Here is a 20,916-nt window from a genome sequence, read left to right as displayed (position 1 = left end):
TCACTGCACCGAGCGTAAGGCGGCCGCTGCGGGTCCGCACGGCGAGAATGGGGGGATGTCATCGAGCCGACGGGGCCCCGTCCCGCACCCGAACCCGTACCCGGTACCGGACGCCGCCGCCTACCTCACCGGCCGGTGGAGCGTCGAGCGGACCGTGTCCGACCTGCGGGCCGGGGTGACCGGCGGCTTCCGCGGGACCGCCGAGTTCCGGCCCGCCGTGGCCGGTGACGCGGTGACGGGTGACACCGTGGCCGGTGCGGCCGCGGCGGGCGCGCCGCCTGCCGACGCCCTGCCGGCGGACGCCCTGCTGCACGTGGAAGCCGGGCAGCTGACCTGGGACGGTACGACCTACCCCGCGCAGCGCACGCTGCGGCTGTGCCCCCGCCGGGACGGGACCGCCGAGGTCCGGTTCGCCGACGGCCGCCCCTTCCACGACCTCGACCTCCGCACCGGCCGCTGGACCGCCGTCCACCCCTGCGCCGAGGACCGCTACGAGGGCACCTTCACCGCGGTCGCCGCCGATGAGTGGCACCTGGAGTGGCGGGTCGCCGGTCCGGTCAAGGACCAGGTGCTGCGGTCGGTGTACCGAAGGGTCTCGCCTGACGAACGACAGAGGTGATCCTGCCCGCCGCGAGCGTCGCCAGCCGCGGCGCCCGCCGGGCGAGCGCCGCGTCCTCGGTCGCCACGACGCAGCTGAGCCGGCGCTCCCCCCACAGCCGCTCGAACAGCTCGATGATCTGCGCCCGGGCCGCGGCGGTCAGGCCCGCGGTGGGCCGGTCCGCCAGCAGCACCGCCGGACGTTTCACCAGCGCCCGGGCCAACGCCACCCGCCGCCGCTCCCCGGCGTCCAGCTCGCCCGGCAGCCGCCCCAGCCGATGCCCCAGCCCGACCTCCTCCAGCGCGGCCGCGGCCAGCTCACGGCAGTCGTCGGGGCGCAGCCGCAGCGACACCAGCACGCTCGCCACGTTCTGCTGTGCGGTGAGGCCGGGCCAGAGCGCCGCATACCCCGGGAGCCCCGCATGCCCCGTGGGTCCCCCGCCGTGCACCATGCCGATCGACTCCACCCGGATCCGGGCCAGCCGGCACTCCGTCACCGTGGCCAGGTCCGTGCCGTTCAGCACCACACTGCCGCCGCTCGGGCGCTCCAGCCCGCCGAGAATCCGCAGCAGCGCGGAGGTGCCCGACCCGGCCGGACCCTGGACGACGAGACCGCCGCCGTCCTCGACATGGAGCCCGACGCCGTCCAGCACCCGCACCACGCCCCCGTCCCGGCCCTTGCGGTAGTCCTTGGTCACGCCGGTCAGGTGGTACATGGTGCCCTCTCCTCCGGGCCGCCGCACCGGGTGTGCGACGAGCCTTCGGCGACCGTAGGGACGTGGTGTGATGGGACTGTAATCGCTGGGTGAGAGAGCGATGAGAATCAGTGCGCCGGCCCGGGTGCGGCCTCGCCGTCGCCGCCGTCCATCAGCCCGAACGCCGCCAGCAGCCGCTCCGCCGCCAGCGTGGCGGTGAGTTCGCCGTCGCGCACCGCGCGTTCGACCTCCGGGCCCACCCGGCGGACCTCGGGGTGTTCCCGGAGGCGGTCGATGAGCCGTTCGCGGACCATCGACCACGTCCAGTCGACCTGCTGGGTACGGCGCCGCTCGGCCAGCGCCCCGGTGGATTCGAGCAGGGCGCGGTGCGCCTCGACCCGCTCCCAGACCCCCTTCAGGCCGGTCCCCTCGCGGGCGCTGCAGGTGAGGACGGGCGGAGTCCAGGCGGAGTCCGCACCGTGGAGCAGGCGGAGCGCGCCGGACAGTTCGCGGGCCGCGGCACGGGCGTCCTTCTCGTGCGGTCCGTCGGCCTTGTTGACGGACACCAGGTCCGCCAGTTCCAGTACGCCCTTCTTGATGCCCTGGAGCTGGTCGCCGGTGCGGGCCAGGGTCAGCAGGAGGAACGTGTCGACCATGTTGGCGACCGCGGTCTCGGACTGGCCGACGCCGACGGTCTCCACCAGGACGACGTCGTAGCCCGCGGCCTCCATGACGACGATGGACTCGCGGGTCGCGCGCGCCACACCGCCCAGCGTGCCGGACGTGGGGGAGGGGCGGACGAACGCCGCGGGGTCCGTCGCCAGCCGCTCCATCCTGGTCTTGTCGCCCAGGATGGAGCCGCCGGTACGGCTGGACGACGGGTCGACGGCGAGGACGGCCACCCGGTGCCCCATCCCCGTCAGCAGACTGCCGAGCGCGTCGATGAAGGTCGACTTGCCGACGCCGGGCACCCCGCTGATGCCCACTCTGCGGGCCGCGCCGGAGTACGGCAGCAGCTCGACCAGCAGCCGCTGGGCCGCCGCCCGGTGGTCGCGCCGGGTGGACTCGACCAGGGTGACGGCGCGGGCGATCCACGCCCGGGAGCCCGCCCGGACCCCCGCGGCGTACCGCTCGACATCGATCGTCGCAGCCATGACCCCCCGCTCTACAGCTCGTGGCCGAGGGCCGACGCCAGATCCCGCACCAGGTCGTGGGCGGCATCGGGGATCACCGTGCCGGGCAGGAAGACCGCGGCGGCGCCCATGTCGCGCAGCGGCTGGACGTCCTGCGGCGGGATCACCCCGCCCACCACGACCGTGATGTCGTCCCGATCCTCGGCGGCCAGCGCCTCCCGCAGCGCCGGCACCAGCGTCAGATGGCCCGCGGCCAGCGACGACACCCCGACGATGTGCACATCCGCCTCGACCGCCTGCCGGGCGACCTCGGCCGGCGTCTGGAACAGCGGGCCGACATCGACGTCGAAACCCAGATCGGCGAAGGCCGTGGCGATCACCTTCTGGCCGCGGTCATGGCCGTCCTGGCCCATCTTGGCCACCAGGATGCGCGGCCGGCGCCCCTCGGCGCGCTCGAACTCGGCCACCAGCGCCCGGGTGCGCTCGACACCGGAGGAGGGGCCCGCTTCGTCTCGGTACACACCGGAGATCGTACGGATCTGGCCGGAGTGCCGCCCGTAGACCTCCTCCAGGGCGTCCGAGATCTCGCCGACCGTCGCCATCGCGCGGGCCGCGTTCACCGCCAGGGCGAGCAGATTGCGCTCAAGTCCCTTGCCGGGAGCGGCTTTCGCCGCCTCGGTCAGCGCCCGCAGCGCCCCCTGACAGGCCGCCTCGTCGCGCTCGGCGCGCAGCCGCTTCAGCTTCTCGATCTGCTGGGCGCGCACCGCGGAGTTGTCGACCTTGAGGACCTCGATCTCCTCGTCGCTCTCCGCCCGGTACTTGTTGACGCCGATGAGCGCCTGCCGTCCGGAGTCGATCCGTGCCTGGGTACGGGCCGCCGCCTCCTCCACCCGCAGCTTCGGGATGCCCGCGTCGATCGCCTTGGCCATCCCGCCGGCCGCCTCGACCTCCTCGATGTGCTGCCAGGCCCGCCTCGCCAGATCGTGGGTGAGCTTCTCGACGTACGCACTGCCGCCCCACGGGTCGATCACCCGGCAGGTGCCCGACTCCTGCTGGAGGAACAACTGGGTGTTGCGCGCGATCCGGGCGGAGAAGTCGGTGGGCAGCGCGAGCGCCTCGTCGAGCGCGTTGGTGTGCAGCGACTGGGTGTGGCCCTGGGTCGCCGCCATCGCCTCCACACACGTCCGGGTGACGTTGTTGAAGACGTCCTGCGCGGTCAGCGACCAGCCCGAGGTCTGCGAATGGGTGCGCAACGAAAGGGACTTGGGGTTCTTCGGCTCGAAGCGCCGGACCAGCCGCGCCCACAGCAGCCGGGCCGCGCGCAGCTTGGCGATCTCCATGAAGAAGTTCATGCCGATCGCCCAGAAGAAGGAGAGACGAGGGGCGAAGGAGTCCACGTCCATCCCGGCCGCCAGGCCCGCCCGGAGGTACTCCACCCCGTCGGCCAGGGTGTAGGCCAGCTCCAGGTCGGCCGTGGCACCCGCCTCCTGGATGTGGTAGCCGGAGATCGAGATGGAGTTGTAGCGCGGCATCTTCTGCGAGGTGTACGCGAAGATGTCGGAGATGATCCGCATCGAGGGCTGCGGCGGATAGATGTAGGTGTTGCGGACCATGAACTCCTTGAGGATGTCGTTCTGAATGGTCCCGGCCAGCTTCTCGGGCGGCACGCCCTGCTCCTCGGCGGCCACGATGTAGAGGGCGAGAACGGGGAGTACCGCCCCGTTCATCGTCATCGACACCGTCATCCTGTCCAGCGGGATGCCCTGGAAGAGCTGCCGCATGTCGTAGATCGAGTCGATCGCCACGCCCGCCATGCCGACATCGCCGGTGACCCTCGGGTGGTCACTGTCGTAACCGCGGTGCGTCGGCAGGTCGAAGGCGACCGACAGTCCCTTCTGGCCGGCCGCGAGGTTGCGGCGGTAGAAGGCGTTGGACTCCTCGGCCGTGGAGAAACCGGCGTACTGCCGGATCGTCCAGGGCTGGTTGACGTACATCGTCGGATACGGGCCGCGCAGGTACGGCGTGATCCCCGGGTAGGTGCCCAGGAAGTCCAGGCCGTCGAGGTCCGCCCCGGTGTAGAGCGGCTTGACGTCGATGCCCTCCGGTGTCTCCCAGGTCAGGTCCTCGACGCTCTTGCCGGTGGCCTGCGCCACGGCCGCGGCCCACTGCCCGGCGTCGGCCGAGGCGGCCGGTTCGCCCAGCTCGACCCCGGTGAAGTCCGGAATGCCCATCGTCACGCCACCTCCAGGATGTCCAGGGCCGAGGACAGCACCTCGACCGCGTCGCAGCCGGCGAAGACGAACGCGTCCACGCCGGCGCGTACGTACTCCGCGCGGCGCTCGCCCGGCCTGCCCGCCAGGTGGACCCGCAGCGCCCCCGCGGACTTCAGCGCGCCGGCCACCTCCGCCGCCTGCTCCCCGTACACCCCGTCGCCGGCGCACAGACACGCGGTCCGTGCGCCACTGCGGGCGAACGCCTCGGCCACCGACCCCGCGTCCACGGCCTCCTGGACGGCCTCGATACCGCCGGCCTGGAAGAGGTTGGCGGCGAAGGTCACCCGGGCGGTGTGCGACGCCACGGGGCCGAGCGCGGCCAGGAAGACCTTCGGGCGGGCGCCGGCGGTCGCCAGATGCGCGTCGGAACGCGCCCGCAGCAGCTCGTACGCATCCTCCCGGCGGACCCGCGGCAGCCCTCCGCGGACCGGCGCGGGGGCCGGTTCGCGGTGCACCGGCTGCTCGGCTAGGTGCGGGAACTCGCTGACGCCGGTGATCGGTTCACGGCGGTGCCGGAGGTCCTCGGTGCGGCGCTCCCAGGTGCGCGCGAGGCGCTCGGCGAGCATCCCGGAGCGCAGCGCCGCGGCCTGGCCGCCCGCCGCCTCGAGCTCCTGGAAGAACGCCCAGCCCGCGCGGGCCAGCTCGTCCGTGAGGCGTTCCACGTACCAGGAGCCGCCCGCCGGGTCGATCACCTTCGCCAGATGCGACTCCTCCAGCAGGACCGACTGGGTGTTACGGGCGATCCGGCGGGCGAACGCGTCGGACAGGCCCAGCGCCACGTCGAACGGCAGCACCGTCACCGCGTCCGCGCCGCCCACCCCCGCCGCCAGCCCGGCGACCGTGGTGCGCAGCATGTTCACCCACGGGTCCCGACGGGTCATCATCACCGAGGAGGTGACCGCGTGTTGCCGCTGCGCGGACGCCTCGGGCGCGGCCCCGCACACCTCGGCGACCCGGGCCCACAGCCGGCGGCCCGCGCGCAGCTTGGCGATGGTCAGGAACTGGTCCGCGGTGGCGGCGTACCGGAACTCCAGCTGCCGGCAGGCGTCGTCGATACCGAGCCCGGCACCGGTCAGCTGCCGCAGCGCTGCGACGCCGGTGGCCAGCGAGGTGCCCAGCTCCTCGGCGGCCGAACCGCCCGCCTCGTGGTACGGCAGCGCGTCCACCGCCCAGGCCCGCATCCCCGGCGCCTCGGCGGTACAGCGCGCGGCCAGCCGGGCCGCGGCCTCCAGCTGGACCCGCAGCTTGCTGCCGTCGCCGGTACGGGCCAGCAGCCCGAGCGGGTCGGCGCCCAGGCAGCCGACGGCCTCGCTCAGCGGCGCGCCGGATGCCGCGTACAGCCGCAGCAGCTCCTCCGCCGCCGGGACGAAGTCGGCGCCCGCGTCGAGGATCACCGGGGCCAGGTCGAGATAGACGCCGCTGAGCGCCTCCGCCAGACCCGTCACCGGGATTCCGCCGTCCCCGACGGCCAGCCAGACGGAGGTGCTGCCGTTCTCCAGGTCCGCGAGCACCGCCTCATTGGCGCGCCGGGGATCGGTCTGCACATGGCGCTGGCGTACGTCCCAGCCGCCCACGGCCGTGCCCTCGGGCCGGCCGGCCCGTACGAAGGGCGGGAAACCGGGGTGCCCCAGGGGGGCGCCGCCGTCCTCGGCGGTGTAGAGCGGGCGGACGCGGATGCCGTCCTGGAGATCGGTGGTGAGTGCGTCCTCGGCGGCGGGTCCCGTGGCGTCTATGACGCCCGATTTGCGCAGGACGCCTTCGACGAGGCGCTGCCACTGCTCTCGGTCGGCATCCGGGAAGGCGGCGGCCAGGGGGAGTTCGGGGGACTCGGCGGTCATGGCAGCAGGCTAGGCGAACGACCGTTAGCCGGAGCAGGGGCGCCGGCTGTGATGTTCCACTCGTTGACCTGCCAGGGAACTTCCTCTTCACGGGATGGCAGGTGCTCCCGGGGCTCCGGCAGTGACCGTTCGGGGTGTTGACCGGTTGGCCACGTGACCGGTCAGGAGCAGAGGCCCCCCGAGGAGCACGATGTACCAGGCGCCGAGCATCCGCACCAAGGGCGTCGCCGCGCTGCTGCTCGCCGCCGCCGCGCTGGTCTGCGCGCCGCCGGGGGCCGGGCCGGCCGGCCACGCGGCGGGGTGTACCGGACGCCGGATCGCCTCCTGGTCCGTCGACTCCCGGCAGAACGCGGAGTTCGCCCGGTACGGCAATGACAACACCAGGGTGGACGACTGGACCGGCGGTGACGGCACGCACTCGGTGCGCCTCCCCGACGGCCGGACCCTCTGGCTCTTCTCCGACACCTTCCTCGACCGGATCCACCCGCCGCCCAACCCCCAGGGCGAGCCCCGGTACTGGCGCACCTCGGACGACGGGCGGCCCCCGCTCCTCCGGCGCAACTCCGCCGTGCTGATGTCCCGTTCGGGCCGGCTGGAGCGCACCCTGACCGGCGGCACGGCGGCCGGCAGCGCTCCGGAGGGACCTGGGCCGTTCTTCCCCGATCCGGCGGACGGCGGCTGGCGCTGGCCGGTCCGCGCCCGTGTGGAACCCCGTACGCCCGGCTCCCCGGAGAAGGCGGTCCGGGTACTGCTGTGGAACCGTGCTCCCGGAACCGGGCCGTGGATCTTCGGGGTCCCGCGCGCCACGGACGTCGCCACGCTGTCACTGCCCGGGCTGCGACTGGAGGGCATCCGGGAGGCGGTCGGCCAGAGCGCCGTCACCGACCCGGAGCGGCGCGTCCTCTACGGCGCCGCCGCGGTCGGTGCGGGCGGCTGGACCTATGTCTTCGGCGCCGACGAATCGCCGTCCGCACCGGGCTCCAGCGCCTATCTCGCACGGGTCCCGGCCGGGCGGCTCGCCGACCGGGCCGGCTGGCGCTTCTGGGACGGCACCCACTGGCGGCGGAACCCCGAACGGGCGGCGCCGGTGCTGCGGGACGACGGACGGCGCGGTGTCGGCACCGGTTTCACCGTCGTACGGGAGGGCCCGTCCTGGGTGCTGTTCACCATGGACACCGGGGGAGACGGCACGGCCGCGACACAGGCCCTCACCAGCTACTGGGCCTGCTCCCCCCAGGGCCCCTGGCACGGCCCGAACGGCCGCCTCACGCCGCCCCGCCCGCCCGCACCCGACCCCCGGTACGTCATCGCCTACAACCCCCAGGCCCACCCGGAGTTCACCACGGGCGGGCGCCTGCTGCTCAGCTACGACATCAACTGGCTCGGCCCGCCGGGCGTCCCGCCCGACACCCGGCTCAACGGCGATGTGGACCTGTACCGGCCCCGGTTCCTGCGCGTACGGATGACGGCGGACACGGGGCCGTGATACGGGCCCCGGCTCGGCGCGCGGGACCACTCAACTGCCGTGCCGCTCCCGCCACTTACGGGCCTGCTCGTCGATGTCGAACGGGACGAGCTGCAGCGGCGGGCCGTCGAGCGGGGTGCGCAGTGCCGCCCGGATCCGCTCGTTGACCGCCGTGAGGATGCGGCGCAGCGCGGCCTCGGACGGGGCGTCGGCCGCCGCCTTCAGGGCCTCCTCGGCCTCCTTGCGCAGCGCGAGGCTCGGCGGAAGGTACGAGAGGTGCTCCCGGTCCATCTTCTCCTTGACCCACCACATGTCGTCATACGGCCGGTCGAGGTGCGGGAGGGGCTTGCCGGCTCCGGGCAGACCGGCGAAGTCGCCGCGCTCCGTTGCCTCGCGGATCTGCTTGTCGACCCAGGTCTCGAACGTGACGCCGGGTGGTTTGCGCTCGGTCATCGCATAGCTCCCCAGGGCGCGGTGGTATCTGTCAGCGTACGCCGCCGACCTCCGTAGTGCCGGTGCCGGTGCCGGTGCCGCTCGCGTCGCCGCCGCTGCTCGCACCGTCACCGCCGTCCGCCGCGTCGCTCGGGCTCGGCTGGACCACCGGGAAGGCGTTGTTTCCGCCGCACACCATGGGGTTGAGCCGGAACGCCTGACCCACCAGCGTCACGGCGACCCGTTCCGGCGGCTTGCCGCCGGGCACCCGGGCGTTGGCCGCGGTGCACACCAGCTGGTTCAGCGAGGCGGAGTCCGGCGGCCCGTACTTCGGCGGCACACTGATCATGACCGTACCCTCACCGGTGGTGACGACCGGCCGGCTGGGGAACTTCGACAGGGCGCTGGTCAGGCCGCGCATCCGCTCGGCGTGGTTCGGCCCCTCCAACAGCAGCTCGATGGCCTGCTCCGGGTCGACCGGGGCCTTCGCCGGACGGATCGCGGAGCGCAGTCCGGACGGTCCGTAGAAGAACAGCTGGACATCGGCCACCGGCTGGCCGGGGGACCGCACGCCCATCGCGGGCTCACCGGCGTCGATCACGTCGGTCGGTGCGATCCCGCAGCCGGCCAGCACGCCGGCGAGTGCGGTGCCGGCCACGCCGCCGAGCAGCCGCTGCCGGGCCCGCACCGCGTGCCGTCCGGGCCGGCCGCTCGGCCCGTTCCGGTCGTTCAGCCTGCTCCAGGCGGTCATTCGTCGTTCTCCTTCCCGGCTCCGGCGCCTGCCGCGCGCTCCGTCCCGTCCGCTCCGTCCGCTCCGACGGTTCCGTCCGTCGTGTGTGCTCCGTGTGCTCCGTCCGTCCCGCCGTCGCCGCCCGGCTCTTCCTGCCGCAGCGGCAGGTCCACCGTGAACACCGCACCGCCCGCAGGCGAGTTGGCGGCCCGCATCGTTCCGCCGTGCAGCCGTACGTTCTCCATGGCTATGGCCAGGCCCAGGCCGCTGCCCTCCGAGCGGGCGCGGGCGGAGTCCGCCTTGTAGAAGCGCTCGAAGACGTGCGGCAGCACGTCGGGGTCGATGCCGGGGCCGCTGTCGGAGATCTCGATCAGCAGCCGGCCGGCACCGGGCTCCGGTGTGCGCAGCAGCACCCGGACCGGTTCACCGCCGTGGTGCAGCGCGTTGCCGACCAGGTTGGCGACCACCACATCGAGCCGCCGGGGATCGAGCCTGGCCCGTACGTCCTGGGGCAGCTCCGCCGTCACCCGCTGCTGCCAGGCCCTGGCCTGCAGCGTCTTGCGGATGGTCTCGGCGACGTCGACCTCGTCCAGATGGAGCGCCGCGGCCCCCGCGTCGAACCGCGAGACCTCCATCAGGTCCTCCACCATCCGCGCCAGCTTGCCGGTCTCCTGGCTGATCAGCCGGACCGCGGAGGCGGTGTCGGGGTCGAGCGAGTCGGCGTCCTCGTCGAGCACATCGGTGACCGCGCTCATCGCCGCCAGCGGCGTGCGCAGTTCGTGCGAGACATCGGCCGCGAACCGCCGGGAGTTGGACTCCAGCCGCCGCAGCTCGGCCATGCTCTCCTCCAGCCTGGCCGCCATGTCGTTGAACGTCCGTGACAGATCGGCGAGCTCGTCGGCGCCCTTGACCTCCAGCCGGGTGTCCAGTTTGCCCTCGGCGATCCGTCCGGCGGCCTGCCGCAGCCCCCGTACGGGCCTCAGCACCCCGCGCGCGGCGAGCAGCGCCGGGATCACCGCGAGGATCAGAACCGGCAGCGCACCCCGCTGCGCGGCGCTCACCAGCGCCTCGACATTGGCCTCCTCGGCGGCCAGTGGAAGCCGGGCGTAGACGGACAGCGCGGAGGCCTGGCCGTCGGACTGCCGGACCGGCATCCCGATCAGCAGCCAGGGGTTGCCGCTCCGGTCGATGCGCTGGAAGACCGGCACATGGCGCGTGTCCACCGAGGCCTTGAGGCCGGCGGGGATCACCAGATGGCTCCGGAGCGCGCTCTCGCTGCTGTCCGGGACGCCCCGGTAGTGCACCGAGATGTCCCAGTCACGGGACTTTCCGGCCCGCTCCAGCTGGACCCGGAAGTTGTCCAGGTCGGCCTGGGACGGCGGTACCGAAAGCTCCGGCGCCAGCGAATTGACCTGCGCCCGCAGATCGTTGACGGCGATGTCCTGGGACCGCTGGAGGATCGCGTTACGGGCCTCGCGGTAGGTCAGCAGTGCGGTGGTCAGCGCGCTCACCGCGGCCACCACCAGGAACCCCACCACGAGGCGGGCTCGCAGGCCCCGCAGCAGGGTCAGGGTACGGGGCCGGGACGGCACCCGGCGGCCACGGCGCTTCACAGGGGCCCGAACCGGTAGCCGAAGCCCCGCACCGTCTGCACGTACCGGGGGCTGCGCGGGGTGTCCTCTATCTTCGTCCGCAGCCGCATCACACAGGCGTCCACCAGCCGCGCGTCGCCGTGGTAGCTGTGCTCCCACACGTGCTCCAGCAGCTGCTGGCGGCTGAAGACCTGCCCCGGCGTCGCGGACAGGAACAGCAGCAGCTTCATCTCCGACGGCGCCAGCGCCAGATCCTTGCCGCCCTTGGTGACGACCAGGCCGGCCCGGTCGATGGCCAGTTCGCCGTACGTCTCGACCGGGGCGGGTCCCGGCTCCGCGGCGGCCGGCGCACCGTCCGCGGGCAGCGCGGTGCGCCGCAGCACGGCACGGATCCGCGCTTCGAGGACCTCGCCGCGGGCCGGCTTGACGATGTAGTCGTCCGCCCCGGCCTCCAGTCCGAGCACCACATCCAGATCGTCGCCACGAGCGGTGAGCATGATGATCGGCAGCTGTCGTTCGGCGCGGATCAGCCGGCAGACCTCGAAGCCGTCCTTGCCGGGCAGCATCAGGTCCAGCAGCACGATGTCCGGGCGGAAGACCGGCAGGACCGTCAGGCCCTCCTCGCCGCTGGCCGCGGCCGCCACCTCGTGGCCGCGCCGCCGTAGCGCGAGGGTCACTCCGTCCCGTACGGCGGCGTCGTCCTCGATCAGAAGTACACGTGGCATGGGTCCAGTATCAATAAGTTTCATGATGGATCCGTAACAGGAGCAGCCTGCCCCGTCCGGGGTGCATCTGTCGTGGTGGAAGGCGGCGGGTGGACATATCGCCCGCCTCCGTCCGGTACGGACACCAGCACGACACAAGGGGACGGGATCGGGATGGCTCGGCGCTTCGGAATTGAGGGCGGCATCATCGGAGTTGTGGCGGCGGCGGTGGTGTCGCTGGGGATCGTGGGGGCCGTCGCCTCCGGCCAGCTCGGCGGGACCTCCGCGGCCGAGGCGGACAGCCCCGCTCCCGCACGGCAGCCCGAGTCCGCTCCGGTCGACCCGTCCATCGTGCACGCCTCGGACCGCCCCGGCCGCAGCCTGAACATCACCATCGACGACGGCCCGGACCCGGCCTGGACTCCCAAGGTCCTCGAGGTGCTGAAGAAGAACGATGTCAAGGCGGTCTTCTGCATGATCGGCCCGCAGGCCGAGGCCCACCCCGACCTGGTCAAGAAGGTCGTGGCCGACGGACACAAGCTCTGCGACCACAGCATCAGCCACAACACCGGCATGGACCGCAAGCCGGAGAGCTACCAGTCCCAGCAGATCCTCGACGCACAGAAGAAGATCGAGGACGCGGCCGGCGGCGCCAAGGTCGAGTACTACCGTGCCCCCGGCGGCGCCTTCACGCCCTACAGCCGCAAGATCGCCGCCCAGCACGGCATGCGCCCGCTGGGCTGGAATGTCGACAGCAAGGACTTCGAGGGCGGCAGCGCCGCGACGATCGAGTCGAGGGTGCGCGGGGAACTCCGCAACGGGCCCACGGTCCTGTTCCACGACGGCGGCGGCAACCGCGCCCGGACGGTCGAGGCGCTGGACCGGCTGCTGCCGTGGATGAAGGAGCAGGGCTACGGGTTCGGGTTTCCGCAGCGGTGACGGCGGACGCGAAACGGCCGTCGCCCGGGTTCTTCCCCGGGCGACGGCCTCATCGTTTCGGCCTCATCGCTTCCTGGTGTCCGCCGGTACTCTTCCTGGCGTCCGCCGCCGGTACCGGATATGCACCGTTTCCGCCGGTACCGATATGCACCGGTACGGCGTCACGCCGCGCCGAACAGCTCCGCCAGCTCGCGCTCCATGCCCAGATGCGCGGCCTCGCCGCCCGCCGGCACGGCCTCGTAGGAACGGGCGAGGAACCGCCGTACGTCCGCGGTCCGCAACTGGAGCATGGCGATGCCTTCCTCCGCGTGGAACTCCATCACCGTCCGGTCCGGGCCGCACGGCCGTACCCGCACATCGCCCCGCCCGGCCGGCATCCGCAGCCCCTCGTCCAGCAGCTCGCGGGCGAACGCCCAGTCCACCGCGGACCCGTCCAGCGAGATCTCCGGCGGGAAGGACATCCGCACCGCCAGAGGGTCGGCGGGCTGGTAGTGCAGCATGGCCGGGAACGCGTGCGGGCCGGGAGTGGTGGCGATGAGACGGACCTGGACGGCTTGGTCGATGACGGTGTTCATCGCGCTGCTCCCTCACGGCTGTCGGTCATGCGGTCATGGGCACGGTCATGGGCATTAGCTCGTCCAGTAGGACGGTGTGTCCGCTCTCGCCGTGCACGTCACAGGTGCGTGATGTGTCTCACCTTGACGAGTGACCGTCCGGGCCGTTCCGGTCGTCCGGGTCGTCCCGGACGACCTGGCCGTCACCGCCGGTGCCTCAGCGGCGTCCTCGATCCGAGGGGCCGTGTGATCGCCCCGTGGGGCGGTGTGATCGACCTGTGGGGTGGACCAGGAACTCGTCCACGATCCCCGGGGCCGCCGCCGCGGCGAAGCCCGGGGCATCGGCGGCCGCGAGATCCCGGATGTGATATCCGTCCTCGCCCGCCGCCACCGCGGCGGTCAGCGTCACCAGTCCGGACCGGCGGGTGAACGGAGACGTCGAGAACGTCCAGGCCGCGACCGCGTCGCGCTGGAGGGCGAGGGTGTCACGGCTGAAGGTCCCCGACCGGGCGACCAGGCAGTCGCCCTCGATGCCGTGTCCCAGACTGCGGTACGCGTCCCGGGCCAGCCACAGCACGAGGGGTGTGGTGACCACCGCGTAGATCCAGGCGCAGTGCAGCAGGACAGGGGTGAACGCGGCGCCGAGCCCGGCGAGCACGGCGGCGCCGGGCAGCACCACGAACAGTAGGCCGCGCGTCCGGCGCCGCCGCAGGGCGGCACGGGGATGCGGCGCCAGCGGTGCCGGTGCGCCACTCCCGGGGAAGGGTGCACGCAGCGCGCCGCCCGCCACCCGCAGCGCCTCCGGGCGGGGCGCCGGCGGCAGCAGCCCGCTGCGCCTGCGGTTCTCCTCGCGGTTGCCCAGGCCGCCGGCCACCGCGCGGACCAGTGCGCCGCCGCCCGCCCGCAGCAGCAGCGGTTCCCGCAGCAGCACACCGCGCAGCCGGGCCCGTTCGATGGTCACCGAGCGGGTGGTGAACAGTCCGCGCCGTACCCGCAGGGTGTGGGTGTCGGTCCACTCCAGGGAGTACTGCCACCAGTTCTCGACGTAGAGCGCGAGTGCACCGGCCGAGCCGAGTGCGAGTATGGCCAGCAGTGCGGCCGGGATGGTCAGCCAGAGCGCGCTCGCGCCGAACTCGTCGAACGCCCGCCGGACGAGGCCGAGTTTCCACGGCTCGATGCCGATGGAGTCCAGCGCCCGGTAGAGCGATCCGGCCACCACGAACACTCCGCCGACGACCCAGAAGGTGAGCGGCGCGTACCGCAGCCAGCGCCAGCTGATACGGGCCAGTACCGGGTCCTCTGTGACCGCTCGGGTGCCGGCCCGGGAGAGCAGCTCCTTGCGCAGCCGGTCCGCTTCGGCGACGGTGAGCGCGTCCAGCGAGAGCCCGCCGCCGGTCTCGCCGGAGCCCGCCGTGCCCGCCCGCAGCACGGTGACGCCCAGCAGCCGGTGCAGCGGCGACGCCGTCAGGTCGACGGTGCGGACGCGGTGCAGTGGCACGCTGCGCAGCCGCCGGTTGAGCAGCCCGCTCCGTACGGTGAGGGTGTCGGCGGTGACCCGGAACTCCGTACGCGCCCAGCGGATCAGGCCGAGGGCGGTGATGACGGCGAACGAGGCGGCGATGGCGCCGAGCGTGATCCAGGCGCCGGTGGTGATCCGGCCCCCGGTGGCCAGCGCGGTCAGCGCCAGTGAGGCGAGCGGGGCTCCCAGCCAGCCGCACTGCACCAGAAGGGTGCGCGGGTCCAGCCTGCGCCATTGCGCCATCGTGTCGGAGGGATCGGTGGGGCCGGGTCCGGGCGGGGTACTCATGCGGCATCACCCGGTACGTCCTGCGCCGCCTCGCCGATCCGCCGGGAAAGCTCCTCGGCGTCCGCGTCGGAGAGCCCCGTGATCTTGATGTCGCCGGCCGTCGACGCGGTGGTGACGGTGACCGTCGCCAGCCCGTACCGCCGCTGCAGCGGTCCGCGCACCGTGTCCACCGTCTGCACCCGCGACAGCGGGGCGATCCGCCGCTTCTGCCAGAACCAGCCGCTCGCCGCGTAGACCGCCGCCCCGCCCAGCTCCCAGGCGTGTACCGCGTACCGCCACCGCGGCATCAGCGCGAGATAGCCGACGGCCGGCAGCACGAGCACGACCAGCAGCAACGGCCCCAGCCACGGCAGCGCGCCGGGGAAGAAGAGGGCCGACAGCACCGCCAGCGCCAGCGCGGTGAGCAGCAGGGGGCCGCTGAGCGTCAGCAGGGCCTGGAGGGTCCACCAGCGGCGGGCCCGGGGATCGACACGGTGGCGGGGTGGGCGCAGGGGCGGGGCGGCGGGCCCGGACATGAGATCACCGGTTTCAAGTCAGTTGTATTGAGTAGCGGTAGGCTACGTTATAGCGGTACGAGTGACTTGTAAAAGCGGGTCGGAGGTCCTGTTCTTGCCCAAGAAGGTCGATCACGAAGCCAGGCGCCGGGAGATCTCCGAAGCGCTCTGGCGGATCGCCGGCACCCGCGGCCTGGACGGCGTGAGCCTGCGCGATGTCGCGGCGGAGGCCGGTATCTCGCTCGGCCGGCTCCAGCACTACTTCCGCACCAAGGACGAGATGCTGCTCTTCGCCCTCCGGCACATCAACCGGCTGGCCGCCGAGCGCATCCGCCGGCGCATCGAGGCACTCCCGGGCGAGCCCGCCCCGCGCGACGTACTGCGCGCCTGCCTGTCGGGCATGCTGCCGCTGGACGACAAGAGCCGCGTCGGCCAGCTGGTCGGCGCCGCCTACTACGCCCGCGCCGTGCACGACGAAGCCCTGCGCGCCGAGGCCCGGCAGGGCATCCCCCAGCTCCGCGCCTTCTTCACCGACCAGCTCCGGCTGGCCGCCGCACGCGGCGAGCTGCCGCCGGAACGCGCCACCGAGGATGAGGCGATGCTCCTGATCGGCCTGGCCGACGGTCTCGCCACCTATGTCCTGCTGGACGTGCACGACCCCCGGACCGCGCTACGTCTGCTCGACCGGCACCTGGCCGACCTGTTCGGAGACGCGCCCACGGCTGCTGCCGACCACGCCGTCTAAGGCAGGGCCGGGCACCCGGGGCAGGACCGGCGCCTCACTCCATCAGGCTGCCGAGACGCCCCTCCAGGACGACCAGCAACTCGCTCAGCGCGGCGGAGAGTTCCTCCTGCCGCGCGTCGCCGATGCCGTCGAGCAGCGCCGCTTCGTACCGGAGCTGTTCGGGGAGTAGCCGGTCGATGGTCTCGCGGCCCTCGTCGGTGAGCGAGAGGTGCGCGACCCTGCGGTCCCGCTCGTCGGGCCGACGGGCGATCAGTCCCCGCTCCTCCAGCTGCCGTACGCGTTTGGTGACCGCGGCGCCGGAGGCGAAGGTCTCGCGGGCCACCCGCCCGGGCGTCAGCTCACGGTCCATCCGGCGCAGGGTGCCGAGGATGTCGAACTCGGGGCGGGTGAGTCCGGCCCGCCGCAGCGGCGCGTCGGCCGCCTGCTGCAGGAGGGCGGCACACCGGTTGAGCCGCCCGATCACCGCCATCGGGCCGGTGTCCAGCCCGGGGTGCACCTGCTGCCACTGGCGCAGCACCCCTGCGACGATGTCCTCGGTCGCCACCCGCACTCTCCTCCCGTCCGTACGCCGTGCCGTACGCCGCATGCCGTGCTGTACGCCCTCATTGTGCCCCGTACGGGGGCGCCCGCCGTGCGGGTGGGGGAGCGGGTGCGCGGCCGGTCTCGCGGGCGGGTGCGTCAGGCGGCCAGTGCCGGCGCCGAGAGCCGCCGGACCAGCCCGGCGAGCGTACGGTGCCCCTGTTGCTCGGCGCGGGCGATCCGCTCCTCCGGAAGCGTGCGCTGCCACCACTCGCCGGCCGCCACCTCCACCGCCTCCCGGAGCTCGATCAGCGCGCCGGCCAGCCGGTCCCGCGCCCAACCGCTCTCCCGGGCATCGTCTTTCAGGGCCTCGCCGGCACCGGGCGCGGGATCCGACGCGAGCAGTCGGGCGGCGGCGGCTTCCGCCTCCGCGACCCGCTCCAGCGCGAGGTCGATACGGTCCGCGGCCCGTCGGTTGGTGACCGCGACACAGCAGGCCAGGCCGACCACGGCGCCCACCACGGTGTCGATCCAGCGGTCCACGACCAGCGTCCTGGCCGGCAGATGACTGCCGAACTCGGTCAGCAGCAGCGCCATCGGCGTCACCCAGACCGTGCCGAGCCAGTAGTTCCGGCTGATGCAGGCCTCCGCGCCGAGCTGGAAGGCGAGAGCCAGCACGACCATCGCCAACTGCCCGGTGTGGATCAGTGGCAGCAGCGCGGTGAACAGCAGCAGACCGAGCAGATTGCCGAGGGTGCGCTGCAGCGCGCGCTGCCAGGAGAGCGTGGTGTTGGCCTGGTAGATCGACGCCGCGGTCACCACTGCCCAGTACGGGTGTCCGACACCGACGGCCATCGACACCCAGCCCGCCAGTGCGCACCCGACGGCGACCCGTACGCCGATGGGCAGCAGCGGCGAACCGGGCGCCAGCCGGGCGACCACCGCGCGTACCCCGCGCGGACGGCCGGGCGCGGGCCGCCGCGGCCCCGCCGTTGTCCCGGCGACGGTACGCGCCGGACCCCCGGGCGGGTCGCCGGCCAGCGCCTCCGCCACGGCGACCCCTCGCAGCTCTTCGGCCTGCGGCTCCGACAGTTCGACCTGGGGGAGGGCGCGCCCCCTGCGCAGGTCACGAGCCCAGGCGGTGAGACGTCCGGCTTCGGCACCGGCGTCATATCCGGCATCCCGGCCGCCCGGCCCCGTGCCGCCCCCTCGTCCGGAGGCTCCCCGGTGCGCCAAGTCCCCCGACGCCGCATTCGCCAACACCGCATTCCCCAACGCCGCTTCCGCCCGCACCAGCAGCCGTTCGAGTCCGGCCCGTGCCGAGGCCTTCTCCGGGGTGCGGGCGGCCGGGACCAGGAACAACGTGTGCCACGCCGCGTTCACCGCAGCCGCGGCGGCATGCCGGGCCTGTGCCACTCCGACCGGCTCCGTACCGCCGTTGGCGGGCTTCACATCGCCGGCGGGCGGTGCGGGCGGTGCGGGCGGTGCGGGCGGTGCCGTGGTGGCGGTTGTTCCGTTGCCCGGATCCGTACGCAGCAGTCCGGCGGCGGCCTCCAGCGCACGCGCGGTGGCGATCCGCTCCGGCCCCTGCGGCCTGACGAGCCCCGGCGCCATACACACCAGCCAGGCGAGCGCACCCGTGCCCAGCGCCAACGCCACGTGCAGGGGCACCTGTCCCAGGTGCTGCGGCACGAAGAACGCCGAGGCGGAGATGAAGGTCGGGATCAAGTTCCCCGGAGGGCCGATGCGAGTCGCATCGCAGACCATCTTGTGGACCGCCGCGATCACGGCGGCGAGTGCGACGAGGAGCACAGTCGGGGTGATGAGGGACGCGGCGGTCAGCGCGATGCCCAGGCTCGCGACCATGCCGAGCACCACCCACAGCAGGGCGCGGGCCCGCGCGGCGTACGGCAGCCCGTGTGCGTAGAGGGCACACATCGCCCCGGCCGACGTGTACAGGACCAGGTCCAGCCGCCCCACGGCGAGGAGCGTGAGATCGGGGATCGCCAGGGCCACGACCGCGCTGAACGCCGACTTGTGCCAGATGTCGACGGGGCGGCGTACCCGCACGGTGCTCTTGACCGGCAACGGCCGGGCGCGCACCGCACCTCCCGGCGCGGCGTTCCCCCCGTTCACCCCGCTCCTGCTGCCTTCGCTGCTCCTCCCGCTGCTCCGGCTGCGTCTCGTCCCGGCGGGCTTGGCGTGCTTCCCCATAGGAAAAGGTTAGCAGGTGTTTTACTAGTAAATGATATGCCTTCGCTCACGCCCGGACCGAGCCCCAGCGGGAACCCGTACGAGGGCTGTGTCACGGGAGAGCGACAATGGCCGGGTGCCAGCCGCCAAGAAGAAGACCACCACCGCGAACGCGTCCCCGGAACGCCGCCGCGAACTGCTCGACACCGCGGCCGAGGTGTTCGCCGCGCAGGGTTACAACGCCACCACTGTCCGCCGTATCGCGGACGAAGCCGGGATGCTCGCCGGCAGCCTCTACTACCACTTCGATTCCAAGGAATCGATCCTGGACGAGATCCTGTCCACGTTCCTGACCGAACTGTGGGACGGATACGACGCCGTACTCGCTGCCGGGCTCGGCCCCCGCGAGACCATCGAGGCCCTGGTCACCGAGTCGTTCCGGGAGATCGACCGGCACCGCGCCGCCGTCGCCATCTATCAGAAGGAGGCCAGGCACCTCGCCGCCCAGCCCCGCTTCGGCTACCTCACCGACTCCCAGCAGAGATTCGAGCAGGCCTGGCTCGGAACGCTGCGGCGGGGTGTGAGCTGCGGCGTCTTCCGCGCCGACCTCGATATCCGGCTCACCTATCGCTTCGTGCGGGACACCGTCTGGGTCGCGGCGAGCTGGTACCGCCCGGGCGGCCGGCACAGCCCCGAGGAGATCGCCCGGCAGTACCTCTCGATGCTCCTCGACGGCATCGCCGTACCCGATTGACCTCCTGTTCCTGTTCCTGTGTCTGTGCTTGCGTCCGTGCCTTGTCCGCGTCAGCCGCTCAGCAGGGGGAGTTCTTCACATACAGCGCACGCGGCGACGAGGTCGTGGCGTAGCGGACGTCCTTCGTCACGCCCTTCGGCAGGCGGCCACGGGGATCTTTCTGGTGCGGCATGACGACCGTGAAGCACGACGTGCGCTGCGTGCAGAGATTGGACAGGCGGACATAGCGGTTGTGGCCCTTGGTGAAGTACTTGCGCACCTTCACGCACCGCGGCCCCTGGTCGGCAGCCGCCGCGTTCGAGGCGCTGATCAGCGTCAGCGAGGCGCTGCACGCCACCGTCGCCAGTGCTATAGCCATGATCTTCCGCACGTTATCTCCCCCGAGAGACATTCGGGCTGGGGCTCCCCCTGCGAAACCCGCACCGGGCACCGGCTTCCCGCACCTGGCACAGACTTCGCATGTTCATTCCCCATTGTCCATGCCCGCTCCGGCACATTCAGCCCCGGGTGCCACACAGGGACACAAACGCGACACAAGAGCGGCCCTTTCGCTACGCGACAGAGGCGGGCTTTCGCCGCGCGGCCGGGTAACGCGCCGCACCGCGGTCCGGTGGTGCCTCACTCACCTGTGGACGGCCGTGCCGTCACCACCTTCAGCCCGCGGTCCGCGAACTCCCGGCGCGTTGTTTCCTTCGCACCGCCGTCCGTGATGAGGGTGTCGAAGACATCCGCATCGCCGACCCGGGCGAAGCAGCGTTCGCCGATCTTCGACGAGTCCGCGACGACCACCGCACGGCGGGCCCGCTCGGCCATGAGGCGGTTGACCCGGGCCTCCGCCTCGTCGTGCACCGTGATCCCCATGACCGGGTCCACACCATTGGCCCCGATGAAGGCGATATCGATCGAGATCTGCTGAAGTACCAACTCGGAGAACGGGCCGACCAGTTCGAATGAGCGCGAGTGCGCGACCCCGCCAGTGAGCACAATCTTGATCTGCGGCCGTACGGCCAGTTCGTTGGCGATGTTGAGGGAGTTGGTGACGATCGTCAGGAGCGGCTGCGGGCCCGCCTTCGCGAGGTCCGGACGGGTGGCCAGCACCCGGGCGATCGCCGTGGTGGTCGTGCCACCGCTCAGCCCGACCACGTCGCCCTGCTCGACCAGCCTCGCCGCCGCCTTCGCCACGGCCTCCTTCTCCGCCGACCGGTGCGCGTGCTTGTAGCGGATCGGCAGGTCGTACGCCACCGAGCTGAGAACTGCTCCGCCCCGGGTGCGGGTCAGCAACTGCTGCTCGGCGAGGGCATCCATGTCACGGCGCATCGTGGCGGCCGAGACCTCGAGTGCGGTCGCGGCCTCCTCGACATCCACCCGGCCTCGGTCTCCGAGCAGCTCGAGCAGTGCGTTCATCCGTTCATGGCGCTTCATAGCGCGAGCCTAATCCGTCCCCGCCGGCCT

20 protein-coding genes are annotated in these 20,916 nt (G+C 72.6%); 5 read left to right on the top strand and 15 right to left on the bottom strand.

Annotated features, from left to right (window positions below; all coding sequences use genetic code 11):
* The first annotated feature begins 55 nt into the window (after positions 1-55).
* Entirely contained in the window at positions 56-619 is a 564-nt protein-coding gene (locus tag AZE13_RS04920; RefSeq protein WP_066928434.1) for a DUF6314 family protein, read from the top strand.
* On the opposite strand, the gene AZE13_RS04915 is transcribed toward AZE13_RS04920, so the two are convergent.
* The 4 genes from AZE13_RS04915 to AZE13_RS04900 form a co-directional block, all read right to left on the bottom strand.
* A complete protein-coding gene (locus tag AZE13_RS04915) occupies positions 558-1,313 on the bottom strand; it encodes an ABC transporter ATP-binding protein (RefSeq protein WP_066927367.1) in 756 nt (251 codons plus the stop codon). The genes AZE13_RS04920 and AZE13_RS04915 overlap by 62 nt on opposite strands.
* 107 nt (positions 1,314-1,420) lie before the next feature.
* Complete coding sequence (gene meaB / locus AZE13_RS04910; protein ID WP_066927366.1) at positions 1,421-2,446, bottom strand: methylmalonyl Co-A mutase-associated GTPase MeaB; 1,026 nt, start codon at positions 2,444-2,446, stop codon at positions 1,421-1,423.
* Positions 2,447-2,457: 11 nt separating this feature from the next.
* Entirely contained in the window at positions 2,458-4,656 is a 2,199-nt protein-coding gene (scpA, locus tag AZE13_RS04905) for a methylmalonyl-CoA mutase (RefSeq protein ID WP_066927365.1), read from the bottom strand.
* A 2-nt stretch (positions 4,657-4,658) separates the two neighbouring features.
* Positions 4,659-6,536 carry a methylmalonyl-CoA mutase family protein gene (locus tag AZE13_RS04900; protein WP_066927364.1) on the bottom strand — a complete coding sequence of 626 codons (1,878 nt, stop codon included), beginning with the start codon at positions 6,534-6,536 and terminating at the stop codon, positions 4,659-4,661.
* 190 nt (positions 6,537-6,726) lie between these two features.
* Here AZE13_RS04900 and AZE13_RS04895 point away from each other — a divergent pair, with 190 nt between their 5' ends.
* Positions 6,727-8,022 (top strand): DUF4185 domain-containing protein, encoded by a 1,296-nt coding sequence (locus AZE13_RS04895; RefSeq protein ID WP_066927363.1) that lies wholly within the window; start codon positions 6,727-6,729, stop codon positions 8,020-8,022.
* A 30-nt stretch (positions 8,023-8,052) separates the two neighbouring features.
* Here the strand turns inward: AZE13_RS04895 and AZE13_RS04890 are convergent, their stop codons facing one another.
* From AZE13_RS04890 to AZE13_RS04875, 4 genes are read right to left on the bottom strand one after another with little or no spacing between them, the layout of a single operon-like run.
* A complete protein-coding gene (locus tag AZE13_RS04890; protein ID WP_066927362.1) occupies positions 8,053-8,454 on the bottom strand; it encodes a DUF1992 domain-containing protein in 402 nt (133 codons plus the stop codon).
* A gap of 31 nt (positions 8,455-8,485) precedes the next feature.
* The gene (locus tag AZE13_RS04885; RefSeq protein ID WP_066927361.1) at positions 8,486-9,184 is read right to left on the bottom strand and encodes a GerMN domain-containing protein; all 699 of its coding nucleotides are present in this window, start codon (positions 9,182-9,184) and stop codon (positions 8,486-8,488) included.
* Positions 9,181-10,776 (bottom strand): ATP-binding protein, encoded by a 1,596-nt coding sequence (locus AZE13_RS04880; protein ID WP_079123705.1) that lies wholly within the window; start codon positions 10,774-10,776, stop codon positions 9,181-9,183. The genes AZE13_RS04885 and AZE13_RS04880 overlap by 4 nt, the downstream gene beginning before the upstream one ends.
* Entirely contained in the window at positions 10,773-11,480 is a 708-nt protein-coding gene (locus AZE13_RS04875; protein ID WP_066927356.1) for a response regulator transcription factor, read from the bottom strand. The genes AZE13_RS04880 and AZE13_RS04875 overlap by 4 nt, the downstream gene beginning before the upstream one ends.
* Positions 11,481-11,633: 153 nt before the next feature.
* Between AZE13_RS04875 and AZE13_RS04870 the strand changes: the two genes are divergently transcribed.
* On the top strand, positions 11,634-12,398 hold the full coding sequence (locus AZE13_RS04870) for a polysaccharide deacetylase family protein (RefSeq protein WP_066927354.1): 765 nt from the start codon (positions 11,634-11,636) through the stop codon (positions 12,396-12,398).
* Between the two features lie 161 nt (positions 12,399-12,559).
* Here AZE13_RS04870 and AZE13_RS04865 read toward each other — a convergent pair whose 3' ends face one another.
* The 3 genes from AZE13_RS04865 to AZE13_RS04855 all read right to left on the bottom strand — a co-directional run bounded on the left by AZE13_RS04865 (position 12,560) and on the right by AZE13_RS04855 (position 15,274).
* Positions 12,560-12,973 carry an SsgA family sporulation/cell division regulator gene (locus tag AZE13_RS04865; RefSeq protein ID WP_066927352.1) on the bottom strand — a complete coding sequence of 138 codons (414 nt, stop codon included), beginning with the start codon at positions 12,971-12,973 and terminating at the stop codon, positions 12,560-12,562.
* A 196-nt stretch (positions 12,974-13,169) separates the two neighbouring features.
* The gene (locus tag AZE13_RS04860) at positions 13,170-14,759 is read right to left on the bottom strand and encodes a PH domain-containing protein (protein WP_066927350.1); all 1,590 of its coding nucleotides are present in this window, start codon (positions 14,757-14,759) and stop codon (positions 13,170-13,172) included.
* Positions 14,756-15,274 (bottom strand): PH domain-containing protein, encoded by a 519-nt coding sequence (locus AZE13_RS04855; protein ID WP_066927348.1) that lies wholly within the window; start codon positions 15,272-15,274, stop codon positions 14,756-14,758. Before AZE13_RS04855 ends, AZE13_RS04860 begins: the two co-directional genes overlap by 4 nt.
* A gap of 94 nt (positions 15,275-15,368) precedes the next feature.
* Here AZE13_RS04855 and AZE13_RS04850 point away from each other — a divergent pair, with 94 nt between their 5' ends.
* Positions 15,369-15,998 (top strand): TetR/AcrR family transcriptional regulator, encoded by a 630-nt coding sequence (locus AZE13_RS04850; protein ID WP_066927346.1) that lies wholly within the window; start codon positions 15,369-15,371, stop codon positions 15,996-15,998.
* A gap of 34 nt (positions 15,999-16,032) precedes the next feature.
* Here AZE13_RS04850 and AZE13_RS04845 read toward each other — a convergent pair whose 3' ends face one another.
* Together AZE13_RS04845 and AZE13_RS04840 are read right to left on the bottom strand one after the other, a co-directional pair.
* Positions 16,033-16,584: a MarR family winged helix-turn-helix transcriptional regulator gene (locus AZE13_RS04845; protein ID WP_066927344.1), complete on the bottom strand. Its 552-nt coding sequence runs from the start codon at positions 16,582-16,584 to the stop codon at positions 16,033-16,035.
* 92 nt (positions 16,585-16,676) lie between these two features.
* Positions 16,677-18,620 carry an FUSC family protein gene (locus AZE13_RS04840; protein ID WP_258527633.1) on the bottom strand — a complete coding sequence of 648 codons (1,944 nt, stop codon included), beginning with the start codon at positions 18,618-18,620 and terminating at the stop codon, positions 16,677-16,679.
* Between the two features lie 226 nt (positions 18,621-18,846).
* Between AZE13_RS04840 and AZE13_RS04835 the strand changes: the two genes are divergently transcribed.
* Complete coding sequence (locus AZE13_RS04835; protein WP_066927340.1) at positions 18,847-19,464, top strand: TetR/AcrR family transcriptional regulator; 618 nt, start codon at positions 18,847-18,849, stop codon at positions 19,462-19,464.
* 58 nt (positions 19,465-19,522) lie between these two features.
* Here AZE13_RS04835 and AZE13_RS04830 read toward each other — a convergent pair whose 3' ends face one another.
* A complete protein-coding gene (locus AZE13_RS04830) occupies positions 19,523-19,822 on the bottom strand; it encodes a hypothetical protein (RefSeq protein ID WP_258527583.1) in 300 nt (99 codons plus the stop codon).
* A 260-nt stretch (positions 19,823-20,082) separates the two neighbouring features.
* A complete protein-coding gene (locus tag AZE13_RS04825) occupies positions 20,083-20,886 on the bottom strand; it encodes a DeoR/GlpR family DNA-binding transcription regulator (RefSeq protein ID WP_066927337.1) in 804 nt (267 codons plus the stop codon).
* Positions 20,887-20,916 lie beyond the last annotated feature (30 nt).

It is taken from the genome of Streptomyces sp. NBRC 110611 (assembly GCF_001590865.1).
Classification (GTDB): Bacteria; Actinomycetota; Actinomycetes; order Streptomycetales; family Streptomycetaceae; genus Streptomyces.
Note: the sequence above shows the minus strand (reverse complement) of the source record. Positions and strands in the feature narration are given on the sequence as shown.

What these genes read in the sequence shown, in the direction of transcription:
- AZE13_RS04920 (WP_066928434.1), top strand. Translation starts at nt 56, where the DNA reads ATGTCATCGAGCCGACGGGGCCCCGTCCCGCACCCGAACCCGTACCCG.
- AZE13_RS04915 (WP_066927367.1), bottom strand. Translation starts at nt 1,313, where the DNA reads ATGTACCACCTGACCGGCGTGACCAAGGACTACCGCAAGGGCCGGGAC.
- meaB (WP_066927366.1), bottom strand. Translation starts at nt 2,446, where the DNA reads ATGGCTGCGACGATCGATGTCGAGCGGTACGCCGCGGGGGTCCGGGCG.
- scpA (WP_066927365.1), bottom strand. Translation starts at nt 4,656, where the DNA reads ATGGGCATTCCGGACTTCACCGGGGTCGAGCTGGGCGAACCGGCCGCC.
- AZE13_RS04900 (WP_066927364.1), bottom strand. Translation starts at nt 6,536, where the DNA reads ATGACCGCCGAGTCCCCCGAACTCCCCCTGGCCGCCGCCTTCCCGGAT.
- AZE13_RS04895 (WP_066927363.1), top strand. Translation starts at nt 6,727, where the DNA reads ATGTACCAGGCGCCGAGCATCCGCACCAAGGGCGTCGCCGCGCTGCTG.
- AZE13_RS04890 (WP_066927362.1), bottom strand. Translation starts at nt 8,454, where the DNA reads ATGACCGAGCGCAAACCACCCGGCGTCACGTTCGAGACCTGGGTCGAC.
- AZE13_RS04885 (WP_066927361.1), bottom strand. Translation starts at nt 9,184, where the DNA reads ATGACCGCCTGGAGCAGGCTGAACGACCGGAACGGGCCGAGCGGCCGG.
- AZE13_RS04875 (WP_066927356.1), bottom strand. Translation starts at nt 11,480, where the DNA reads ATGCCACGTGTACTTCTGATCGAGGACGACGCCGCCGTACGGGACGGA.
- AZE13_RS04870 (WP_066927354.1), top strand. Translation starts at nt 11,634, where the DNA reads ATGGCTCGGCGCTTCGGAATTGAGGGCGGCATCATCGGAGTTGTGGCG.
- AZE13_RS04865 (WP_066927352.1), bottom strand. Translation starts at nt 12,973, where the DNA reads ATGAACACCGTCATCGACCAAGCCGTCCAGGTCCGTCTCATCGCCACC.
- AZE13_RS04860 (WP_066927350.1), bottom strand. Translation starts at nt 14,759, where the DNA reads ATGAGTACCCCGCCCGGACCCGGCCCCACCGATCCCTCCGACACGATG.
- AZE13_RS04855 (WP_066927348.1), bottom strand. Translation starts at nt 15,274, where the DNA reads ATGTCCGGGCCCGCCGCCCCGCCCCTGCGCCCACCCCGCCACCGTGTC.
- AZE13_RS04845 (WP_066927344.1), bottom strand. Translation starts at nt 16,584, where the DNA reads ATGCGGCGTACGGCACGGCGTACGGACGGGAGGAGAGTGCGGGTGGCG.
- AZE13_RS04830 (WP_258527583.1), bottom strand. Translation starts at nt 19,822, where the DNA reads ATGGCTATAGCACTGGCGACGGTGGCGTGCAGCGCCTCGCTGACGCTG.
- AZE13_RS04825 (WP_066927337.1), bottom strand. Translation starts at nt 20,886, where the DNA reads ATGAAGCGCCATGAACGGATGAACGCACTGCTCGAGCTGCTCGGAGAC.